Below are 17,689 nucleotides of genomic sequence, written 5' to 3'. Positions count from 1 at the left end.
GCGCAAACACGCACAACGCTGGACGCACTGCCGCAGGGTGACGATCCTTTGCAGCAACTGGATACAGCGCTCAAACAAGCCAAGGAACTCGCCGCACACTTCAGCCAGGTCGATAGCCATCTGGACCTGCTCGCGCAACACAGCCCCGCCAACACGGCCGGCGCGCTGGCCTGGCTCGGGCAATTGGGGCGACAGAGCTTGTCAGTGGGCGCCCCTGGCAGCGCCGATCGCTTGCTGTACCGACGCCTGAGCACCTACCTCATTGCCTCACTGGGTGAGCAAGCACTGAACCTGCGGTTGAGTGAGCAGGCGCTGGATGGCCAAACCCCGTCACGCGGTCGCGTTGCAGCACCTGTCGTGCGCCGCCTCGACCGAGCTTATGTCGAGACATTGCAAGGCGTACACGGCAATCAGTTCTATCGCTTGCGTGTGGCCAGTGCGCTACTTCTGCTGGAAGCGGGGTTGCTGCTTTTACAAGGAAGAAAAGATGACAAGAACCGACGCTTCTGGAGTGAAGTGACTGCGGCCGCATTGACCAGTGCCGCCGCAGGGATGGAACTACTTGCAGTGGGTACTGAAGTGACGCTCAGAGGTGTTGGTGAGAACAGCGTCACTGCGCGAGGTGCGCAAGTTAGCTTGGGACGTTATCGACTGTGGGGGGCCGGGTTGGCGGCAGCAGGGGGAATTGTCAGCATTAAGTGGGACATCGCCGACGCTATAGAGGCAAAGAATAAATCCAAACCAGCATTAGCGTTAGCATACGTCATTAGAGCAGGTGCTAATTTCACCCTACTCATGGGACAAGGAGGAATAGCGTTTTCACAGGCTAGTGCGCTTTTTCATTGGCTGTCGGTCAGCGCACGCGCTGTAGGTACCCGTCAATTTAGCGCGATCTTGTCAGGACTATCTGTACGATTAGCAGCGAACAGAGTTGCCATGCTTTGGCTTAGTCGTTTGAGCTGGATTGGAGCCGCCATCGTGCTCGCTACCAGTATCGCCTTACTGATCCTCGATGAAAACGCGCTAGAAAAATGGTGCAGCAAATGCTGCTTCCGTCTTCAGCTATCTCACAAAGGTTACGCCAAGGGTGCAGAAGAACTTGAGGTGTTGTTCAGTGCAATAAGCGAGGTTATATAATGTATTTTGTTGAGTGGCTCTCATGGCTTGCTTACATCGACCCAAAAGAAGAGCGCGATGCTTTTGAGAGGCAGCACAAGAAAGTCAGAAGAGAAGTTCTATACGAAAGCGACAACCAGGAAATGCTCGAATACGCCAAGAGACCTGCTTGCAACACACCCAAAAGTCGCGGGCCAGTCTATGTTTTCAACGAGCAAATACTAGAAATGCGATATGGTATGTGGGAAGATAAACGAGGACTGATAAGCATACTATCCCTTACGGCTATAGTTTACTCATTAGTAAATATAGCGATTGTTTTAGAGGACATAAAATTTCTTTTCAATCTAGCACTCAACTATAATGGCGAGCCCTATGGCGAGCAGCTTATTGTAGCCTCACTCTTCCTCACTATGGGCTTAGGTACATTATGGCTTTACTTAAAATTCGGGCTGCGTTTCACGCGATTTGAAATGTTCACATCCCGCCACTTACTAATACGTTTCAACCGCACTACCCAACAAGTCTACCTGCACCGCCCAACATACTGTGGCGGTATCGTCACACTCCCATGGCACGGCGTGACGTCTAGTGGTTCGGATAAAAAATACGCCACTGCCGGTGGCTTGAGCCTTCCTTTGGATCTCGTATGGCCGGCATCGTTCGCCGGCGCACTTCATCCCGAATTCATCTACGTAGGCAAGGCCGCCAACAACTTCGCGGAACTGCAAGACGAATGGGAGTTCATCCGCCGCTTCATGGATGAGGGACCAGAGGGTTTACCGCGCCCCCGCATCACCTCGCACTTCCCCTGGCCCTGGCAAGCCTTCACACCTCAATTCGAAGGGCTGACCCGCTACTTTCGTACCTCCTCTCGAATCACCAAGCTCGGCCTGGTGAGGGCAGATAACCAAGGCTTTGCCTTGGTTATCCATTGATCAGCGGCTGAAAATCAGGCTTTTCGGTATCCCTAAACCGCCCATTTCCGGCTGATGAGCAACTTGTTCGGAGTTTCCCTAACTCATCAGCAAGCCGCCCGGCCAAGCTCAAGCACAGTTAACGCCAGCCTGGCAAGGCTAGCGTCTGGGATTGCCCTAACCTCTCGACACCGTAGCCGCGCTCTGTACTCCATCCACCAAACGCACGATACCTAGCGGATTAGAGTCCTTTAGCGCATCCGGCAACAATGCATCCGGGTAGTTCTGGTAACACACCGGCCGCAGGAAGCGGTTGATCGACAGACTCCCCACCGAGGTACCGCGCGCGTCCGACGTCGCCGGGTATGGCCCGCCATGCACCATGGCATCACACACCTCGACGCCAGTGGGGTAACCGTTAAGCAACAAACGCCCCGCCTTGCGTTCAAGCACCGGTACTAATGGGGCAAACGCCTGGAGGTCATCCGGTTCGGCGATCAGCGTTGCCGTGAGCTGGCCATGCAATGACTGCAATACTTGCAGCAACTGCGCTTGGTCAGCCACCTCCACCAGCACGGTGGCCGGGCCGAACACCTCCTCCTGGAGCAGCGCGTCTCCCAACAACAGCAACCGGGCATCGGCCTGGAACAGCTGGGGCTGAGCCCGCTGCCCTTGCTGGGATGAGCCGGCCAGGTGGTGAATGCGGGGGTGTGCGTGCAGGGCCGCGACACCGCGAGCATAATTGGCGAGGGTGCCAGCGTTGAGCATGGTCTGTGCCGGCTGCTCGGCCATGTGCCCGGCAAGGTGCTCGACAAACTGCGAGAACGCCGGAGAGCGAAGGCCGATGACTAAACCCGGGTTGGTACAGAACTGTCCGCCCCCTTGCACCACCGACGCCACCAGGTCCGCCGCGATGCCTTCGCCACGTCGAGTCAGCGCGCCTGGCAATATGACCACCGGGTTGATGCTGCTCATTTCGGCGAACACCGGAATCGGCTGCGGCCTGGCAGCGGCCATGTCGCACAGGGCACGGCCACCCTTGAGCGAGCCGGTAAAACCAACGGCCTGAATCGCCGGGTGCTTCACCAACTGCTCACCCACGCCCCCTCCAAAAATCATGTTGAAGGTGCCATCAGGCATGCCAGTGCGTTGGGCCGCCCGCACGATGGCATCGGCCACGCACTCGGCAGTGACCATGTGCCCGGAGTGCGCCTTGAACACCACAGGGCAACCCGCTGCGAGCGCAGCGGCGGTATCGCCACCTGCGGTGGAAAAGGCCAGCGGGAAGTTGCTGGCCCCAAACACCGCCACCGGCCCAATGCCGACCTGGCATTGCCGCAGGTCCACCCGTGGCAACGGCTGGCGCTCGGGCTGGGCACGGTCAATACGCGCCCCCAACCACTCGCCGCGGCGCAGCACCTGGGCGAACAGGCGCATCTGGTTGCTGGTGCGCGCCCGCTCGCCCTTGATGCGCGCTTCGGGCAAGGCTGTTTCGCGGCACACCAGGGCAACGAAGGTGTCATCCAGCAGGTCGATTTCTTCGGCTATGGCATCGAGAAACGCGGCCCGCCGTTCGGGTGGCAAGTGCCGGTAGGCAGGGAACGCCGCCTCTGCAGCCTGCGCAGCGGCGTCCACCTCGTCAGGGGTGGCTTGGGTAAACCGATAAGGCAGCGTTTCGCCAGTGCTGGCATCGACGCTGTACAGTGCCACGGAACCAGCAGCACTGCGGGCCCCGGCGATGTAGTTGTAACCAAGTAGATTTGGCATAACGACCTCTTCAACCTCAGAGAATGGCAACCGACCCGGGCACTCTCGGTGCTTGCGCCTCGACAATGCCATTGCGCAGTGGCGCGCCGAACTCGGTGATGGCAATTTCAAAGGTATCGCCCGGCGCGGCCTTGATGCCGTCGGCAAACGACAGAGTAGCCGTGCCGAAGTAATGCACGTGCACATCACCCGGCCGCTGGAACTGCGCGTACTTGAAGTGGTGAAATTCCAGGTTCTGCAGGCTGTGGCACATGTTCTGCTCGCCAGACAGGAACTCACGCTCCCACAGCACCTTGCCATCACGCCAGATGCGGCTGCTGCCTTGCAGGTGCGCCGGCAGTTCGCCCACCCGCAACTCCGGGCCATAGGCACAGGCGCGTAGCTTGGAATGGGCCAGGTACAGGTAATTGCGCCGCTCCATGACATGGTCGGAATACTCGTTGCCCAAGGCATACCCCAGGCGGTGGGGCGTACCGTCATCGCCGATCACGTACAGGCCCACCAGCTCGGGTTCCTCACCGGCATCCTCGGCAAAAGCCGGCAGCGGCAGATCGGCCCCGGGGCGCACGACGATGCTGCCATCCCCCTTGTAGAACCACTCCGGTTGCGCGCCAACCTCACCCGCTGCCGGCTTGCCGCCTTCCAGGCCCCATTTGAAGATGCGCATGGTGTCGGTCAGCGACGTTTCATCCTGCTCGCCATGCTGGTGCATCTTATCACGCGTCGCCGCGCTGCCCAGGTGGGTCAGGCCGGTGCCACTGACCAGGCAATGGGCCGGGTCTTCGTGGTCCAGCGGCGGCAGTACCCTGCCCGCTTCCAGCAGCTCAGCGTAGTCGGGGCCTGGGTCAGTGCCACGCGCCAGCACTTGCTGAACCAGGCCATGCCCGGCACGGATTGCCGCCAGGGCAAGCTCACGGGTGCTGGAGGTTGCACGTACCGGGTGCACCTGGGCACCTTCCACCACGCCCACCCGGCGCTGGCCGGCCACGTCTTCGAATTGAATCAACCGCATGTGTCACTCTCCTTGCCTGGCCGGGGCACCGCCGCGCCGGGGTGCCCCCGCGTATTCATTCGATGATGTTGAAGTCCGAGAGATACTCTTCGGAAATTTCCAGGCCCAGGCCCGGCTTGTCGTCGTCCAGCTGGATATAGCCGTTGACGGGCTGCGGTTCGCCCTTGAACACGTAGTAGAACAACTCGTTGCCCACCTCTACGTCGAACACCGGGAAGAACTCGGCCATCGGCGAGGCGGTGCTGGCCATGGTGAGGTGGTAGTTGTGCATCTGCCCGGCATGGGGAATGACCGGCACCGACCAGGCTTCGGCCATGGCGTTGATCTTGCGCGCGGCAGTGATGCCGCCGACGCGGTTGGTGTCGTACTGGATCACGTCCACGGCGCGGCGCTCGAGCAGGTCCTTGAAGCCATGGCCGGTGAACTCGTGCTCGCCGCCTGAAATCGGCATGATGCCCATTTTCTTCAGCTCGATATAACCTTCGATGTCGTCGGCGATCACCGGCTCTTCCAGCCAGCGCGGCTCGAATTCGGCCAGTTTTGGCAGCATCCGGCGGGCATATTCCAGCGTCCAGCCCATGTAGCACTCAAGCATGATGTCCACGTCGGGGCCGGCCAGTTCACGCAGGGCGCGCACTTGCTCGATGTTTCGGCGCATGCCGGCCGGACCGTCCTTGGGGCCGTAGCCAAAGCGCATTTTCAGGGCAGTGAAGCCTTGGTTGAGGTAGCCCTGGGCTTCTTCGAGGAACAGGTCGAGGTTGTCATTGGCGTACAGCTTGGAGGCGTAGGTCCAGATCTTTTCCTTGGTGCGGCCACCCAGCAGCTTGAACACCGGCTTGTTCACCGCCTTGCCCATGATGTCCCAGATCGCCAGGTCAATTGCCGAAATGGCGGCCATGCCAATGCCCTTGCGGCCCCAGGCGTGGGTGCGGCGGTACATCTTTTGCCAGATGTACTCGCTGTCGAACGGGTCTTCGCCAATGCAGATCGGCGCCAGGTACAGGTCGATGATTTCCTTGGCCACGCGTGGCGCCAGGGCGCAGTTGCCGATGCCGACGATGCCGGTGTCGGTTTCGATTTCGACCACCAGCCAGCCGTGGAAGCGGAACGAGCCCATGGCATCGCCACGCTCGAACAGGATGTCGCTGGCGTTGGTGCAGAAGTGCGCCTGGGGCGGCACGACCTTGCCTTTCCATTCAAAAACACGGGTACGAACGGCTTTGATTTTCATGCTTGCAGGTTCCTTTCAATAGAGCGTGTTGATCAGCCAACCTGCGCCGGCTCCAGCGCGGCAGGCGTGGGTTCGGAGAATTTGAGCCGGGACAGCTGCCAGGCGCCCAGCACACCCACGATCGCCAGGGCGAACATGCCCGCACGCGGGTCGGCGAACAGGGTTTCGGTGAGGGTCTTGAGGTTCGGTGCCACGAAGCCGCCGAGGTTGCCCAGCGAGTTGATCAGGGCGATGCCGCTGGCGGCGGCCGCGCCACTGAGGTAGCCGGTGGGCAAGGTCCAGAACAGCGGCTGCACGGCAACAAAGCCTGCGGCCGCGAAACAGAACGCCAGCACCGCCAGTGGCAGGCTGCCGGCCAGTGCCGAGGCAGCAATGCCCGCCGCGGCCATGGCCAGCATGGCCACCGCCAGTTGGCGATGCTGGCCGGTGCGGTCGGCATGGCGGGTGACCAGGCGCGTCACCACCAGGGCGCAGGCCCAGGGGATAGCGGTGTACAAGCCCACGCTCAGGCCCACCTGGCCGTCGAGGAAGCTGGCGATGCGCGTCGGCAGGTAGAACACCACGCCGTACACGCTCATCTGCACGGTGAAATACACCAGGCAGAACTTCATCACCTGGCCGTTGCGCAATGCGCCCAGGAAGCCGTGCGGGCCTTGGGCCTGCTTTTGTGCATCTTCTTCGGCCAGCTGGCTTTCAAGTGCATCCTTTTGCGCATCGCTCAGCCAGCGGGCGTGGCGTGGGCGGTCGACCAGGTAGAAGTAGGCGGCGATGCCAACCAGCGAGGCCAGCAACCCTTCCACCACGAACAGCCACTGCCAGTTGCGCAGGCCGAACACGTCATGAAACTCCAGCAGCCAGCCCGACAACGGGCCGCCCAGCACCAGCGCCAGCGGCAGGCCAAAGTAGAACAGGCCCAGCGCCTGGGCGCGGCTGCGCTGCGGGAACCAGTAAGTGAGGTAGAGGATGATGCCGGGGAAGAAGCCGGCCTCGGCAATGCCCAGCAAGAAACGCAGCACGTAGAAGGTGGTGGCGTTGTCGGCAAACATCATCGCCGCACTGACCAGGCCCCAGGTGACCATTATCCGGCACAGCCAGACGCGGGCGCCCAGGCGGTGCAGCATCAGGTTGCTGGGCACTTCGAAGCAGGCGTAGCCGATGAAGAAGATACTGGCACCGAAGGCGAAGGCGACGTCGCTCAGTCCGGTGTCGGCCTGCAGGAAAGCCCGGGCGTAACCGACGTTCGCGCGGTCGATGAAGGCCAAGACGTACATCAGGATCAGAAAAGGCAGCAGCCGCGCGCGGCTGGTGGAAATGGCCGAAGCCAGGGAGCTGGCGTGATCGCTCATGGAGGTGTCCCCGCTGTTGCCCTGTGTGCCCCGAGACGCTTTGGGGCGGGCTTTTTGTTGTTGGTGTTGGGGCGACTTTAGAGGGGGCAGGCCTGACTGGATAATCACTTATGCGTATCCATCGATAGCCTGGGGTAATACCTTTTTACGGTTCAGGGGTGGTGGGGTTATCGCCTTTGAGACCCAGAAAGCGTGTTGCCTGTGCTTGCCCCGCGAAGAGGCCGGCACAGGCAACACAATCCAGCTGGCCCTGTGGCCTACAACAGTTTGAGGGTATACGTCAGAATCAGCCGGTTCTCATCCACATCGGCCACATGATTGGAACGCACCGCCGCATTGCGCCAGCGAACGCCCAGGTTCTTCAGCGGCCCGCTCTGGATCACATAGGTGACGTCCAGGTCGCGCTCCCACGCTTGCCCATCGCTGCCGCCTGCCACCTGGGCGTGATCACCGCTGGCGTAGCGAGTCATAAACGTTAAACCCGGGATGCCAAGGGCAACGAAGTCATAGTCATATCGCACCTGCCAGGAGCGCTCACCCGCCGTGGTGAAGTTGCGCACCTGGATGTCGTTGACCAACGGCGTGCTGGTACCCGCGATGTAGACCATCCCGTTGTCGCCATACATGCGCTGGTAACCCGCGCCAAGGGTATGCCCGCCACGCTTGGCACTGACGAAACTGGTGAGGGCGCGGTTATCCAGGTTGCCCAGGTCGGCGCTGCCCTCTTCACGGGTGCTGAACCAGCCCAAATTGGCGGCCAGGGTCCAGTCACCCAGTGGCTGCTTGTGGCTGAAGCTGTAGTAGTTCTGCCGATAAATGTCCTGCAGCCGGGCCTGCCACACGCCTACCTGGGTGCGCTCGGCATTGAAGCGGTAATCGCCGCCCACATAGTTGAAACGGTCGGCAAACACACCACCGCGGCCGTCCACCGACAAGTCTTCATGGTTGGTGGAGTTGCGCTGGCTCAGCGAACGCATCTGCCCGGCCTGCAGGTTCAGGCCGGCAATTTCCTTCGAACTCAGCATGCCACCCTGAAAGGTCTGCGGCAGCAGACGGCCGTCGTTGCGCAGCAGGATCGGCAGCTCGGGCATCAACTCGCCCACCTTCAGTTCGGTCTTTGAAAACCGCAGCTTGGGCGCCAACCCCACCCGCGAGAACTCATCCGCCGCCCGGCCATCATCGTGCCGGGGCAGTAGCCCCGAGCCGCTGCGCGCGGGGCTGCTGTCGAGCTTCACGCCCAACTGGCCAAGCACGTCGACGCCCACACCCAACGGCCCGGCGGTGTACCCCGAGTTGGCTTGCAACAAAAAGCCCTGAGCCCACTCTTCCTGCTTCGACTGCGCCGCGCCGGGCTGGCGAAAGTCACGGTTGAAATACAGGTTGCGCAGGCCCAACGTGATGCTGGCATCGTCGATAAACCCTTCGGCACTAGCGATTTGTGGCAAGCAGGTAAGCAACAGCGGTGTCACCGCACTGCCGGTCAGCAGGTAGGAAAAGGCTTTTGTCATTGTTGTTTTTCCTTTTTACAGGGTGATGCGAGCCGTGGAGCCGACAGGCTCCAGGCGCGGTTGAAAGCAGGAAAAAGCGGCCCCGAACGGAGCCGCCATGCACTCAGCGGGCGTTGCGCCCCATGCGGCAGGCAATCTCGAAGGCCTGGCGGGTGGCGCCGACATTGGCCTTGCCCTGGCCTGCGATGTCGAACGCGGTGCCGTGGGCCGGGGTGGTGATCGGGATTGGCAGGCCACCCTGCACCGTCACACCACGGGAGAAGCCCATCAGCTTGATGGCGATCTGGCCCTGGTCGTGGTACATGGTCACCACCGCATCAAAGGCCTGGGCGTCGCCCTGCACCTTGAGGAAGATAGTGTCCCCCGGGTAGGGGCCATCGGCGTCGATGCCCTGCTCCCGCGCGCGCTGCACCGCCGGGCCGATGATGTCCAGCTCTTCGCGGCCAAAGCTGCCGTTGTCGCCATTATGCGGGTTCAGGCCACAAACGCCGATGCGTGGGCGCTGCAAACCGTTGCGCTTGAGCGCGGTGTCGATCAGGCCAATGGCTTCGAGCACGCGCGCCTGGCTGAGCATGCCGGGCACTTCGGCCAACGCCACGTGGGAAGTTACTCGCGAGGTCCACAAGTTATCGAGCACGTTGAATTCGCAGAACGGCCCGCTGAAATTCAGGCGTTCGGCAAACCAGTGCAGCTCGTCGCTGTGGCCCATGCCGGCCATGTGCAGCGAAGTCTTGTTCAGCGGGCCGAACAGGATGGCGTCGGTCTTGCCCGAGTCGGTGAGCTCCAGCGCCACGGCCAAGGTGTCGAGGCTGTAACGCCCGCCAATCACGCTGGCTTCGCTGCGCGGGAACTCGCCAATGGCGGCGCCTCGGTAGGGGAACAACAGCGGCGTGTCGTCGGCAAAATCCAGCACGTCGAGCGAATCGATACGCCGGTACGGGAACTCACAACCCGCGATCTGCATGCCACGGCGCATCTCCTGCTCATCGGCAATCAGCACCACTTGCGCCTTGCCGCGCACCTCGGGTTCGGCCAACAGGCGGGCAATCAGTTCGGGGCCGATACCGGCCGGGTCACCCAGTACCATGGCCAGGCGTGGAAGGGTTTGCTTGTTCATGCGGGGGTCCTTGTGTGGGGCAACACCTGATTCAGGCGCAAGGTGTCGGGCACGGTGCGGTACAGGCGCCGTGCGTTGCTGTAGAAAAGCTGTTGCTGGGCGGTGTGCGGCAAGTCGGCGACGATGTGCTTGAAGCCGCTGTAAATGGTGTCGAAGCTGCCGCACAGGCCATCGACCGGGAAGTTGCTGGCAAACATCGCCCGTTCGCTGCCAAACAACGCGATGACCTGGCGCACGATCCAGGCGTTGTCCTCGGCACGCCAGGGTTGGCCGGCCTGGCCAATGCCCGAGATCTTCACCGCCACGTTGTCGCATCGGGCAAACCGCGCCATGGCCGCGTGCCAGTCCGCCAGGCCTTGCGGGCTGCGGTCCGAAGGCAGGCCGGCGTGGTTCAGAATCAGCAACGTATCGGGAAAGTCCTGCGCCAGGCGGGCAGCCTCGTCGAGGTTCCACCACGGGGTTTGCAGGTCGAAATGCAGGCCGTGGCGCGCCAGCTGCGCATAGCCATGGCGCCAGTTCACGTCGCTCATCAGGCTGTGCAGGCGCCCAACCTCGGCCGGGCACGATGGCCCACCGGGCTTGTGGCGTACGCTGCGTACTCGCTCGAACGCCGCCTGTTCGGCCAGCACCCGGGCGGCGTCCGGCGCGTCCAGCCAAGCCTGGGCCACCACGGCATTGGGCGCCCCGTAACGTGCTGCCAGGCCATGGATGAAGCGCGTTTCACCCACTGGGTCACGCGGGTCCCATTCGGTTTCCACGTAGACGGTTTCGACCACCTGATGCCTGCCTGCGTCGGCCAGGTAATCTTCGGGAAAGTAGCGCCGCTTGAGGGCACTGTAATCCCCGTAACGAAACGGGATGTTTCCGGTGCCCGACAGCCACGGGTGCGGGTTGTTCAGCGGGTCCCAGAAATGATGATGGGCATCGACGATCGGCCCTTCGTACAACTCAGCCATGGTGTACCTCGGTCTTGTCCAGCGAGATCAACAGCGTGCCGACGATGAACAGCCCCGAGCACAGGGCAAAGAAGCCAAGCACCGCCGGGTAGCCGCCCAGGTGCTGCAACAGCACGCCCACCAGGATCGGCACCACGATGCCGCCCAGGCTGCCGGCCAGGTTCATCACCCCACCGATCAGGCCCACCCGCGACGGTGCCGCGAGCAGCGCCGGGAAGCTCCAGTACAAGCTGCCCCACATCAGGAAGAACGCCGTCAAAGACAGCAGCGCCACCGCCGCGTAGGCGTCGCTCAGGCCAGGCAGCAGCAGGAAGGCGCACAGCGCCACCAGGCCCGATAAGGTCAAAAGGCCTTTGGCCGCCAAACCACGGCGCACACCCTTGCGGATCAGGGTGTCGCACAGGAATCCGCCCACCAGCGAGCCCACTGCGCCACACAGGAAAATGATGAACGTGGCCGCCCCGATGCCCTTGATGTCGAAGCCACGGGCATGGGCCAGGTAGCTCGGCCCCCAGGTCAGCAAGCCAAAGAACACCATCGCCCAGCTGGCGCGGCCCAGCAGGATGCCGGTAAGCGAACGCGCCGCGATGCCCAGCCCTTTGGCCGGCTGTTGCGCCGCCTCGGCCAACGGTACGGCGCGGCCGTGGTTGATTTTGTCCAGCTCAGCGGCGTTGACGGCGGCATGCTCGGCGGGGTTGTCGCGCAGGTAGTGCCAGGCCAGCCAGGCCATGGCCAGCGTGGCGATACCGGCGACGAAGAAGGCGATGCGCCACGAGCCAAGCACGGCGATCAGGTAGGCGATGATCAAACCGCCCAAGGCCGCGCCCAGCGGGCCGCCACAATCCATCAGCACCGCGCCGCGGCTGCGCTCGTTGGCGCCCAGCCACAATGAGTTGAGCTTGCCGCCCGAGGGGAACAGTGGCGCCTCCGCCGCACCCAGGGCAACCCGGGCGAACATCAGCGACAGGCCACCGGTGGTGAACGCCGCCAAGGTCTGGAACGCGCCCCACAGGCCGGTGGACCAACCAATGACCCGGCGCGGGCCGAAGCGGTCAATCAACCAGCCACCAGGAATTTGTAACAGCGCGTAAGCCCAGAAGAAACTGCTGAGAATCAGCCCCTGCATGCTGGGCGAAAGCTCGAACTCCGCGGCAATGGTAGGCATGGCAATGGACAGCGAAACACGGTCGATCAGGTTGATCACCGTCAGGGCAAAAATGATTGCGAAGATGCGCCAGCGCACGTTGCTGGCCTTCAGCGCGACAGGTGTGTCGGCCGATTGCCCAGCGTGCAGCACAGGGTTTTGTGCCTGAGCCATGGGAGGTACCTCTGCTTGTTATTGTTGTAATCCGGTAATGTCCGGCAGTGCCAATATGGCCGGGCCGTCGATAACCGTCTAATCAAAGCTGCTCATACAGCCATTGCCTGTGGTTATCGCTCAGCTATAACCCCTGGCTATCGGTGTATGCGTAACTTTGAGTGGACGCTTATCGGTTAGCTGCGCAGACTTCGGTGACCCATAACAAAGACAACAAAGAGGTCCCCATGCGAAACGCCTACGCGCGTCACATTTCGTCGTTGCTGGCCGCCTGCGGCCTGCTGTGCGCCACCGCCCTGCCCGCCCTTGCCGACACCTGGAAGCCCGAGAAGAACGTCGAGATCGTCGTGGCCGGCGGCCCCGGCGGCGGCACCGACCAGCTGGCGCGCCTGATCCAGCAAGCGATCAGCCAGCATCACCTGCTGGACGTCAACACCGTGGTGCTGAACAAAGGCGGTGGCAACGGCGCCGAAGCCTTCCTCGACATGAAACTGGCCCAGGGCGATGCCCACAAGCTGGTGATCGGCACCAACAACGTGTACCTGCTGCCGTTGGTGGCCAAGCTGGGCTACCAGTGGACCGACCTTACCCCGGTGGCCGCCGTGGCCGAGGACGACTTCATTCTCTGGACCTACCAGGACGCCCCCTGGGGCGACGCCGCCGCGTTCAAGGAGGCGCTCGCAAGCAATACCGGCAAGATGCGCTTTGGCGGCAGCCAGTCCAAGGACGTGGACCAGACACTGGCCCTGCTGATTGGCCAGCAGGTGGGCAGCAAGCTCACCTACATCCCCTTCAAAAGCGGCAGCGAGGCTTCGATCCAGTTGGCCGGCAAGCACATTGCCGCCAACCTCAACAACCCGGCCGAAAGCCTCAGCCAGTGGCGCGGCGGCCAGGTGCGGCCGCTGTGCGTGTTCAGCCGTGAGCGGATGATCTACCGCGACAAGGTCACCGCCGAACAGTCCTGGGCCGACATCCCTACCTGCCATGAACAGGGCCTGGCCATCGAGCAGTACCGCTTCCCCCGCACAGTCTTCCTGCCCGGCGCGATCAGCGACGAACAGCGGGCGTTCTATGTGGAGTTGCTGCGCAAAGTCAGCCAGACGCCAGAGTTCAAGGCCTACATCGAGCGCTCGGCGCTGGCGCCGACCTTCCTCGAAGGCCAGGCGCTGGTGAGCTACATCGAACAGGACCGTGAACGCGTGATGCCACTGTTCAAGGACGCCGGCTGGCTGCGCCAGTGAGCGCGACAAGGGAGACCACCATGTCCACCACCAACGATGCGCCTCTGGTTGCCACCCGCTGGGTGGAAATCGGCCTGGCCCTGTTCACCGCCGCGCTGGGCGGCACCCTCATATACGGCAGCCTGGCCATCGGCATTGGCTGGGGCGATGCCGGGCCAGAGGCGGGCTACTTCCCGTTCTACATCGGCCTGCTGCTGAGCTGCGCCAGCCTGGGCAACCTGCTGCTGGCCGTGGTGCGGCGCCAGGCCATGGCCGAAGCGTTCGTCGGGCGCCGGGCATTTGCCCAGGTGCTGGCCGTGTTCGTACCCATTGCCGTGTACGTGGCGGCCATGCCCTTTATGGGCATCTACCTGGCTTCGGTGCTGTTCATCGGCGGGTTCATGTGGCGAGCGCGCAAGGCTGGGCAAGGCCACCGCTGGCTGACCATTGCGCTGATCCCCTGCTGCGCCGCACTGGCCAGCTACCTGATTTTCGCGGTCTGGTTCAAGGTACCGCTGCAGGCCGGCGTGCTGGGTGACCTGGCGAGCTACCTGGGAGGGCTGCGGCCATGAGTGAAATCGATTCGTTGATGCAGGGCTTGAGCCTGATTCTCACCGCCCACCACCTGGGCCTGATGGTGGTCGGCGTGCTGCTTGGCATACTGGTCGGTGTGCTGCCGGGGCTGGGTGCACCCAACGGCGTGGCATTGCTGTTGCCGCTGACCTTCACCATGGAGCCGGTGTCGGCAATCATTTTGCTGTCGTGCATGTACTGGGGGGCGTTGTTCGGCGGTTCGATCACCTCGATCCTGTTCAACATCCCCGGCGAGCCTTCATCGGTGGCGACCACCTTCGACGGCTACCCCATGGCCCGCAACGGCCAGGCCGGCGAAGCACTTACGGCAGCGTTCACTTCGGCACTGCTGGGTGCCCTGATGGGTGTGTTGCTGCTGACGTTCCTGTCTACCCACATTGCCAAGTTCGCCATGGAATTCAGTTCACCGGAGTTTTTTGCGGTGTACCTGCTGGCGTTTTGCACCTTCATCGGCCTGAGCAAAAACCCGCCACTGAAAACCGTGGTGGCGATGATGATCGGCTTCGGCATGGCCGCGGTGGGCATGGACACGGTGTCCGGCGAACTGCGCCTGACCTTCGACCAACCCTGGCTGCTGTCGGGTTTGAGCTTCGAGGTGGCGGTGATCGGCCTGTTCGGCATTGGCGAAATCCTTTGCACCGTCGAGGAAGGCCTGGTGTTTCGCGGCGAACGGGCACGCATCACGCCCATGGTGATATTACGTACCTGGGCCAAGTTGCCCCGCTACTGGCTGACCTGGCTGCGCAGCGCGCTGGTCGGCTGCTGGATGGGTGTGACCCCGGGAGGCCCGACGGCGGCGTCGTTCATGAGCTACAGCTTGGCGCGGCGCTTCTCGAAAAACCGCGAGCGCTTCGGCAGCGGCGAGGTGGAAGGCGTGATCGCGCCGGAAACCGCCGACCACAGCGCCGGCACCAGCGCCCTGCTGCCGATGCTCACCCTGGGCATCCCCGGCTCGGCCACGGCAGCAGTGATGCTGGGGGGGTTGATGATCTGGGGCCTGCACCCGGGGCCGACACTGTTTGTTGAACAGCACGATTTTGTCTGGGGCCTGATTGCCAGCATGTACCTGGGCAACGTCGTCAGCCTCATCGTAGTGCTGGCCACAGTGCCGCTGTTTGCCTCGATCCTGCGCATCCCGTTCTCGATCATCGCGCCGATCATCATCATGGTGTGCGCCATCGGTGCCTACTCGGTGCACAACTCCATGACCGACGTGGGCCTGATGCTGGTGTTCGGCGCGCTGGGTTACCTGTTCAAGAAGCTTGGCTACCCCATCGCGCCGCTGGTGCTGGCTGCCGTGCTGGGTGACAAGGCCGAGGATGCGTTCCGCCAGTCGATGCTGTTCTCGGACGGGCAACTGTCGATCTTCTGGTCCAACCCGCTGGTGGGCAGCCTGACCTGCGCGGCACTGGTGATGCTGTGCTGGCCGTTGCTGGCCAAAGGCATCAACGGCCTGCGCACCCTGCTTGGCCGCACGCTGGCCCGGCGCATCGCCTGACCCGCCACCGCGCGGGGGCACATGTGCCCCTGCGCGGCTGGCGCCCTCGCCCAATTCTTGTCAATCTTGGCCCTCCCCATGACCACGAGCCAGACCATGTCCCGCATCCCCGACGCCAACATCATCCACAGCCGCCTGCGTTTGCGGCAACTGCGCCTGATGCTGGCCCTGGATGAACTGGGCTCGCTGCGCCGGGCCGCCGAGGAAATCGGCATGACCCAACCGGCCGCGACCAAGATGCTGCATGAAGCCGAAGACTTGCTGGGCGTCGAGCTGTTCGAACGCCTGGCGCGCGGCATGCGCCCCACTCCGTTTGGCGAAACACTGATTTACTACGCACGCATGATCTTTGCCGAGCTGTCGGGCATGCGCGAGGAAATGGTCGCCCTGGAGTCAGGCAACCTGGGCCGGGTCACCATCGGCGCCATCCCGGCGCTGGCTTCGGGTTTGCTCACCCGCACCATTGCCACGCTCAAGCAAAGCCACCCGCGCCTGTCGATGAGCCTGCAGGTGGACACCAGCGACGTGCTGGTGCAAGCCCTGCAGCAGGACCAACTGGATGTGGTACTGGGGCGCATCCCCAGCAACGCACGCACCGACGACCTGCAGTTCGACAGCCTGGGTGAAGAAGACCTGTGCGTGATCGCCGGCGCCCAACACCCCTTGGCCAAGCAGAAAAAACTGGCCTGGACCGAGCTTCAGGACATGACCTGGGTGCTGCAGCAGCACCCCAGCCCAATGCGCACCATCGTCAACCAGGCGTTCCACAACGCCCGCATCGACCTGCCCAGCAGCATCGTCGAAACCACTTCGATCATGACCCTGCTGTCACTGCTGCAGCAAACCGACATGATCGGCATCACGCCCCGCTCGGTGGTCGAGGACTACGCGGGGCGGCACCTGTTGGCCGTGCTGCCCATCCAGCTTGAACCGCGCCTGCCGCCGTATGGCTTGATCACCCGGCGCAATCGCGTGCACTCATCTGCTATGCAAACGTTTATGGCCGTAGTGCATCTAGAGCAAACTCGGTCGTAAGCGCTTCATGAACCCCACATTCCAAGCGCTTACCTGATCCCCAATGCTGTGCTCCCGATTTCTGTCTGGAGTTCGCCGACGATGATGCGCACGCCGACAGGAGCGCGTGTTTCCTATAACGTGCAGACCGCCGTTGACGCAGAACACTGCCTGATTTTGCATCACCAAATGACGCAAGAGGGCGATGATCGCAAGCAGCTTGAACCCATGGCTAAAGCGGCCAAGGCTGAACTGGGGCAGGAAGCGCTGACTGTGACAGCCGATATGGGTTACTCGAATGGCCAGCAGTTCCAGGCATGCGAGAAAGACTCCATTACCGCGTACGTGCCGCCAAACCGAACCTCGAACCCAGGCGGCGAGGCATTATTCGAGCGCAAGGATTTTACCTACCACGCCGAACAGGATCGGTACCAGTGCCCGGCAGGTCAGTGGCTAATGCTGAAGCAACGTCACAAGGGCGACCGGTCTACCAAGCGGCGGTCAGTGATTGCGCCGGATGCGCGCTGAAAGCCCAATGCACGACGGCCAAGCGCCGCTATGTCTCGCGCCACGCTCAAGAGAAAGCCTTTGAGCGTATGGCGCAGCGGATGCAACTGCATCCAGACATGATGGAACGACGCAGATCCATCGTGGAGCACCCGTTTGGCAATCTCAAACACTGGTTATTTGGGAACGGGCGGTTCTTGTTGCGACAACTCGAAGGCACAAGAGCTGAAATGGCCTTCGCTGTGACCGCTTACAACTTCAAGCGGGCGATCAGTGTCTTGGGTGCCAAGCAAATCATGCGACTGATGGGCTGAAGAGCCTTTTTCAGCACAAAAACAAACGCCCCGAACAAGTCGGGGCGTTTGGTCCAAGGCCTGTCAGTGTGTTTTCACACAGTCTGTTTCGGCCCTTTTTTCAACGACTTACAGACTTCCACGGAAGTCTGTAGATCCATAACTGGAGCGGGAAACGAGACTCGAACTCGCGACCCCGACCTTGGCAAGGTCGTGCTCTACCAACTGAGCTATTCCCGCAATATGGCGTCCCCTAGGGGACTCGAACCCCTGTT

General features: G+C 62.2%; 13 protein-coding genes, 1 tRNA gene and 2 pseudogenes. 7 read left to right on the top strand and 9 right to left on the bottom strand.

Annotated features, from left to right (window positions below):
• Positions 1–1,137: pseudogene (locus tag ACPZMI_RS08185) on the top strand (hypothetical protein); the annotation flags it as partial.
• The gene (locus ACPZMI_RS08180) at positions 1,137–2,054 is read left to right on the top strand and encodes a DUF6708 domain-containing protein (RefSeq protein ID WP_426352019.1); all 918 of its coding nucleotides are present in this window, start codon (positions 1,137–1,139) and stop codon (positions 2,052–2,054) included. The pseudogene ACPZMI_RS08185 and the gene ACPZMI_RS08180, both read left to right, overlap by 1 nt.
• 156 nt (positions 2,055–2,210) lie before the next feature.
• Here the strand turns inward: ACPZMI_RS08180 and ACPZMI_RS08175 are convergent, their stop codons facing one another.
• From ACPZMI_RS08175 to ACPZMI_RS08140, 8 genes are all read right to left on the bottom strand, one after another.
• Positions 2,211–3,800 carry an aldehyde dehydrogenase (NADP(+)) gene (locus ACPZMI_RS08175; RefSeq protein WP_426352018.1) on the bottom strand — a complete coding sequence of 530 codons (1,590 nt, stop codon included), beginning with the start codon at positions 3,798–3,800 and terminating at the stop codon, positions 2,211–2,213.
• A 16-nt stretch (positions 3,801–3,816) separates the two neighbouring features.
• Positions 3,817–4,812 carry an AraD1 family protein gene (gene araD1, locus ACPZMI_RS08170; RefSeq protein WP_186669724.1) on the bottom strand — a complete coding sequence of 332 codons (996 nt, stop codon included), beginning with the start codon at positions 4,810–4,812 and terminating at the stop codon, positions 3,817–3,819.
• Positions 4,813–4,867: 55 nt separating this feature from the next.
• Positions 4,868–6,043 carry an L-lyxonate dehydratase gene (locus ACPZMI_RS08165; protein WP_186669726.1) on the bottom strand — a complete coding sequence of 392 codons (1,176 nt, stop codon included), beginning with the start codon at positions 6,041–6,043 and terminating at the stop codon, positions 4,868–4,870.
• Between the two features lie 32 nt (positions 6,044–6,075).
• The gene (locus ACPZMI_RS08160; RefSeq protein ID WP_426352017.1) at positions 6,076–7,389 is read right to left on the bottom strand and encodes an MFS transporter; all 1,314 of its coding nucleotides are present in this window, start codon (positions 7,387–7,389) and stop codon (positions 6,076–6,078) included.
• Between the two features lie 257 nt (positions 7,390–7,646).
• Positions 7,647–8,897 (bottom strand): OprD family porin, encoded by a 1,251-nt coding sequence (locus ACPZMI_RS08155; RefSeq protein WP_426352016.1) that lies wholly within the window; start codon positions 8,895–8,897, stop codon positions 7,647–7,649.
• A 103-nt stretch (positions 8,898–9,000) separates the two neighbouring features.
• The gene (locus tag ACPZMI_RS08150; RefSeq protein WP_186669732.1) at positions 9,001–10,014 is read right to left on the bottom strand and encodes a 4-hydroxythreonine-4-phosphate dehydrogenase PdxA; all 1,014 of its coding nucleotides are present in this window, start codon (positions 10,012–10,014) and stop codon (positions 9,001–9,003) included.
• Positions 10,011–10,970: an amidohydrolase family protein gene (locus ACPZMI_RS08145; RefSeq protein WP_186669734.1), complete on the bottom strand. Its 960-nt coding sequence runs from the start codon at positions 10,968–10,970 to the stop codon at positions 10,011–10,013. Before ACPZMI_RS08145 ends, ACPZMI_RS08150 begins: the two co-directional genes overlap by 4 nt.
• On the bottom strand, positions 10,963–12,288 hold the full coding sequence (locus ACPZMI_RS08140) for an MFS transporter (protein ID WP_426352015.1): 1,326 nt from the start codon (positions 12,286–12,288) through the stop codon (positions 10,963–10,965). The genes ACPZMI_RS08145 and ACPZMI_RS08140 overlap by 8 nt, the downstream gene beginning before the upstream one ends.
• 227 nt (positions 12,289–12,515) lie before the next feature.
• Here ACPZMI_RS08140 and ACPZMI_RS08135 point away from each other — a divergent pair, with 227 nt between their 5' ends.
• From ACPZMI_RS08135 to ACPZMI_RS08115, 5 genes and pseudogenes are all read left to right on the top strand, one after another.
• Positions 12,516–13,529 carry a Bug family tripartite tricarboxylate transporter substrate binding protein gene (locus ACPZMI_RS08135; RefSeq protein ID WP_186669737.1) on the top strand — a complete coding sequence of 338 codons (1,014 nt, stop codon included), beginning with the start codon at positions 12,516–12,518 and terminating at the stop codon, positions 13,527–13,529.
• Positions 13,530–13,549: 20 nt separating this feature from the next.
• Positions 13,550–14,080, top strand: coding sequence for a tripartite tricarboxylate transporter TctB family protein (locus ACPZMI_RS08130; RefSeq protein WP_186669739.1), 531 nt, complete (start codon positions 13,550–13,552; stop codon positions 14,078–14,080).
• A complete protein-coding gene (locus ACPZMI_RS08125) occupies positions 14,077–15,600 on the top strand; it encodes a tripartite tricarboxylate transporter permease (protein ID WP_186669741.1) in 1,524 nt (507 codons plus the stop codon). Before ACPZMI_RS08130 ends, ACPZMI_RS08125 begins: the two co-directional genes overlap by 4 nt.
• Positions 15,601–15,696: 96 nt before the next feature.
• On the top strand, positions 15,697–16,635 hold the full coding sequence (locus ACPZMI_RS08120; RefSeq protein ID WP_186669743.1) for a LysR family transcriptional regulator: 939 nt from the start codon (positions 15,697–15,699) through the stop codon (positions 16,633–16,635).
• Positions 16,636–16,704: 69 nt separating this feature from the next.
• A pseudogene (locus ACPZMI_RS08115) lies at positions 16,705–17,435 on the top strand (transposase); the annotation flags it as partial.
• Positions 17,436–17,578: 143 nt separating this feature from the next.
• On the opposite strand, the gene ACPZMI_RS08110 reads toward ACPZMI_RS08115, so the two are convergent.
• Positions 17,579–17,654: transfer RNA gene (locus ACPZMI_RS08110), tRNA-Gly, on the bottom strand.
• Positions 17,655–17,689: the final 35 nt, after the last annotated feature.

The sequence above is a fragment of the Pseudomonas wayambapalatensis genome (assembly GCF_049942315.1).
GTDB lineage: Bacteria > Pseudomonadota > Gammaproteobacteria > Pseudomonadales > Pseudomonadaceae > Aquipseudomonas > Aquipseudomonas wayambapalatensis.
This window is presented reverse-complemented; position numbering and strand designations above follow the sequence as displayed.

Coding starts and splice junctions, on each gene's coding strand:
- ACPZMI_RS08180 (WP_426352019.1), top strand. CDS start 1,137: ATGTATTTTGTTGAGTGGCTCTCATGGCTTGCTTACATCGACCCAAAA.
- ACPZMI_RS08175 (WP_426352018.1), bottom strand. CDS start 3,800: ATGCCAAATCTACTTGGTTACAACTACATCGCCGGGGCCCGCAGTGCT.
- araD1 (WP_186669724.1), bottom strand. CDS start 4,812: ATGCGGTTGATTCAATTCGAAGACGTGGCCGGCCAGCGCCGGGTGGGC.
- ACPZMI_RS08165 (WP_186669726.1), bottom strand. CDS start 6,043: ATGAAAATCAAAGCCGTTCGTACCCGTGTTTTTGAATGGAAAGGCAAG.
- ACPZMI_RS08160 (WP_426352017.1), bottom strand. CDS start 7,389: ATGAGCGATCACGCCAGCTCCCTGGCTTCGGCCATTTCCACCAGCCGC.
- ACPZMI_RS08155 (WP_426352016.1), bottom strand. CDS start 8,897: ATGACAAAAGCCTTTTCCTACCTGCTGACCGGCAGTGCGGTGACACCG.
- ACPZMI_RS08150 (WP_186669732.1), bottom strand. CDS start 10,014: ATGAACAAGCAAACCCTTCCACGCCTGGCCATGGTACTGGGTGACCCG.
- ACPZMI_RS08145 (WP_186669734.1), bottom strand. CDS start 10,970: ATGGCTGAGTTGTACGAAGGGCCGATCGTCGATGCCCATCATCATTTC.
- ACPZMI_RS08140 (WP_426352015.1), bottom strand. CDS start 12,288: ATGGCTCAGGCACAAAACCCTGTGCTGCACGCTGGGCAATCGGCCGAC.
- ACPZMI_RS08135 (WP_186669737.1), top strand. CDS start 12,516: ATGCGAAACGCCTACGCGCGTCACATTTCGTCGTTGCTGGCCGCCTGC.
- ACPZMI_RS08130 (WP_186669739.1), top strand. CDS start 13,550: ATGTCCACCACCAACGATGCGCCTCTGGTTGCCACCCGCTGGGTGGAA.
- ACPZMI_RS08125 (WP_186669741.1), top strand. CDS start 14,077: ATGAGTGAAATCGATTCGTTGATGCAGGGCTTGAGCCTGATTCTCACC.
- ACPZMI_RS08120 (WP_186669743.1), top strand. CDS start 15,697: ATGTCCCGCATCCCCGACGCCAACATCATCCACAGCCGCCTGCGTTTG.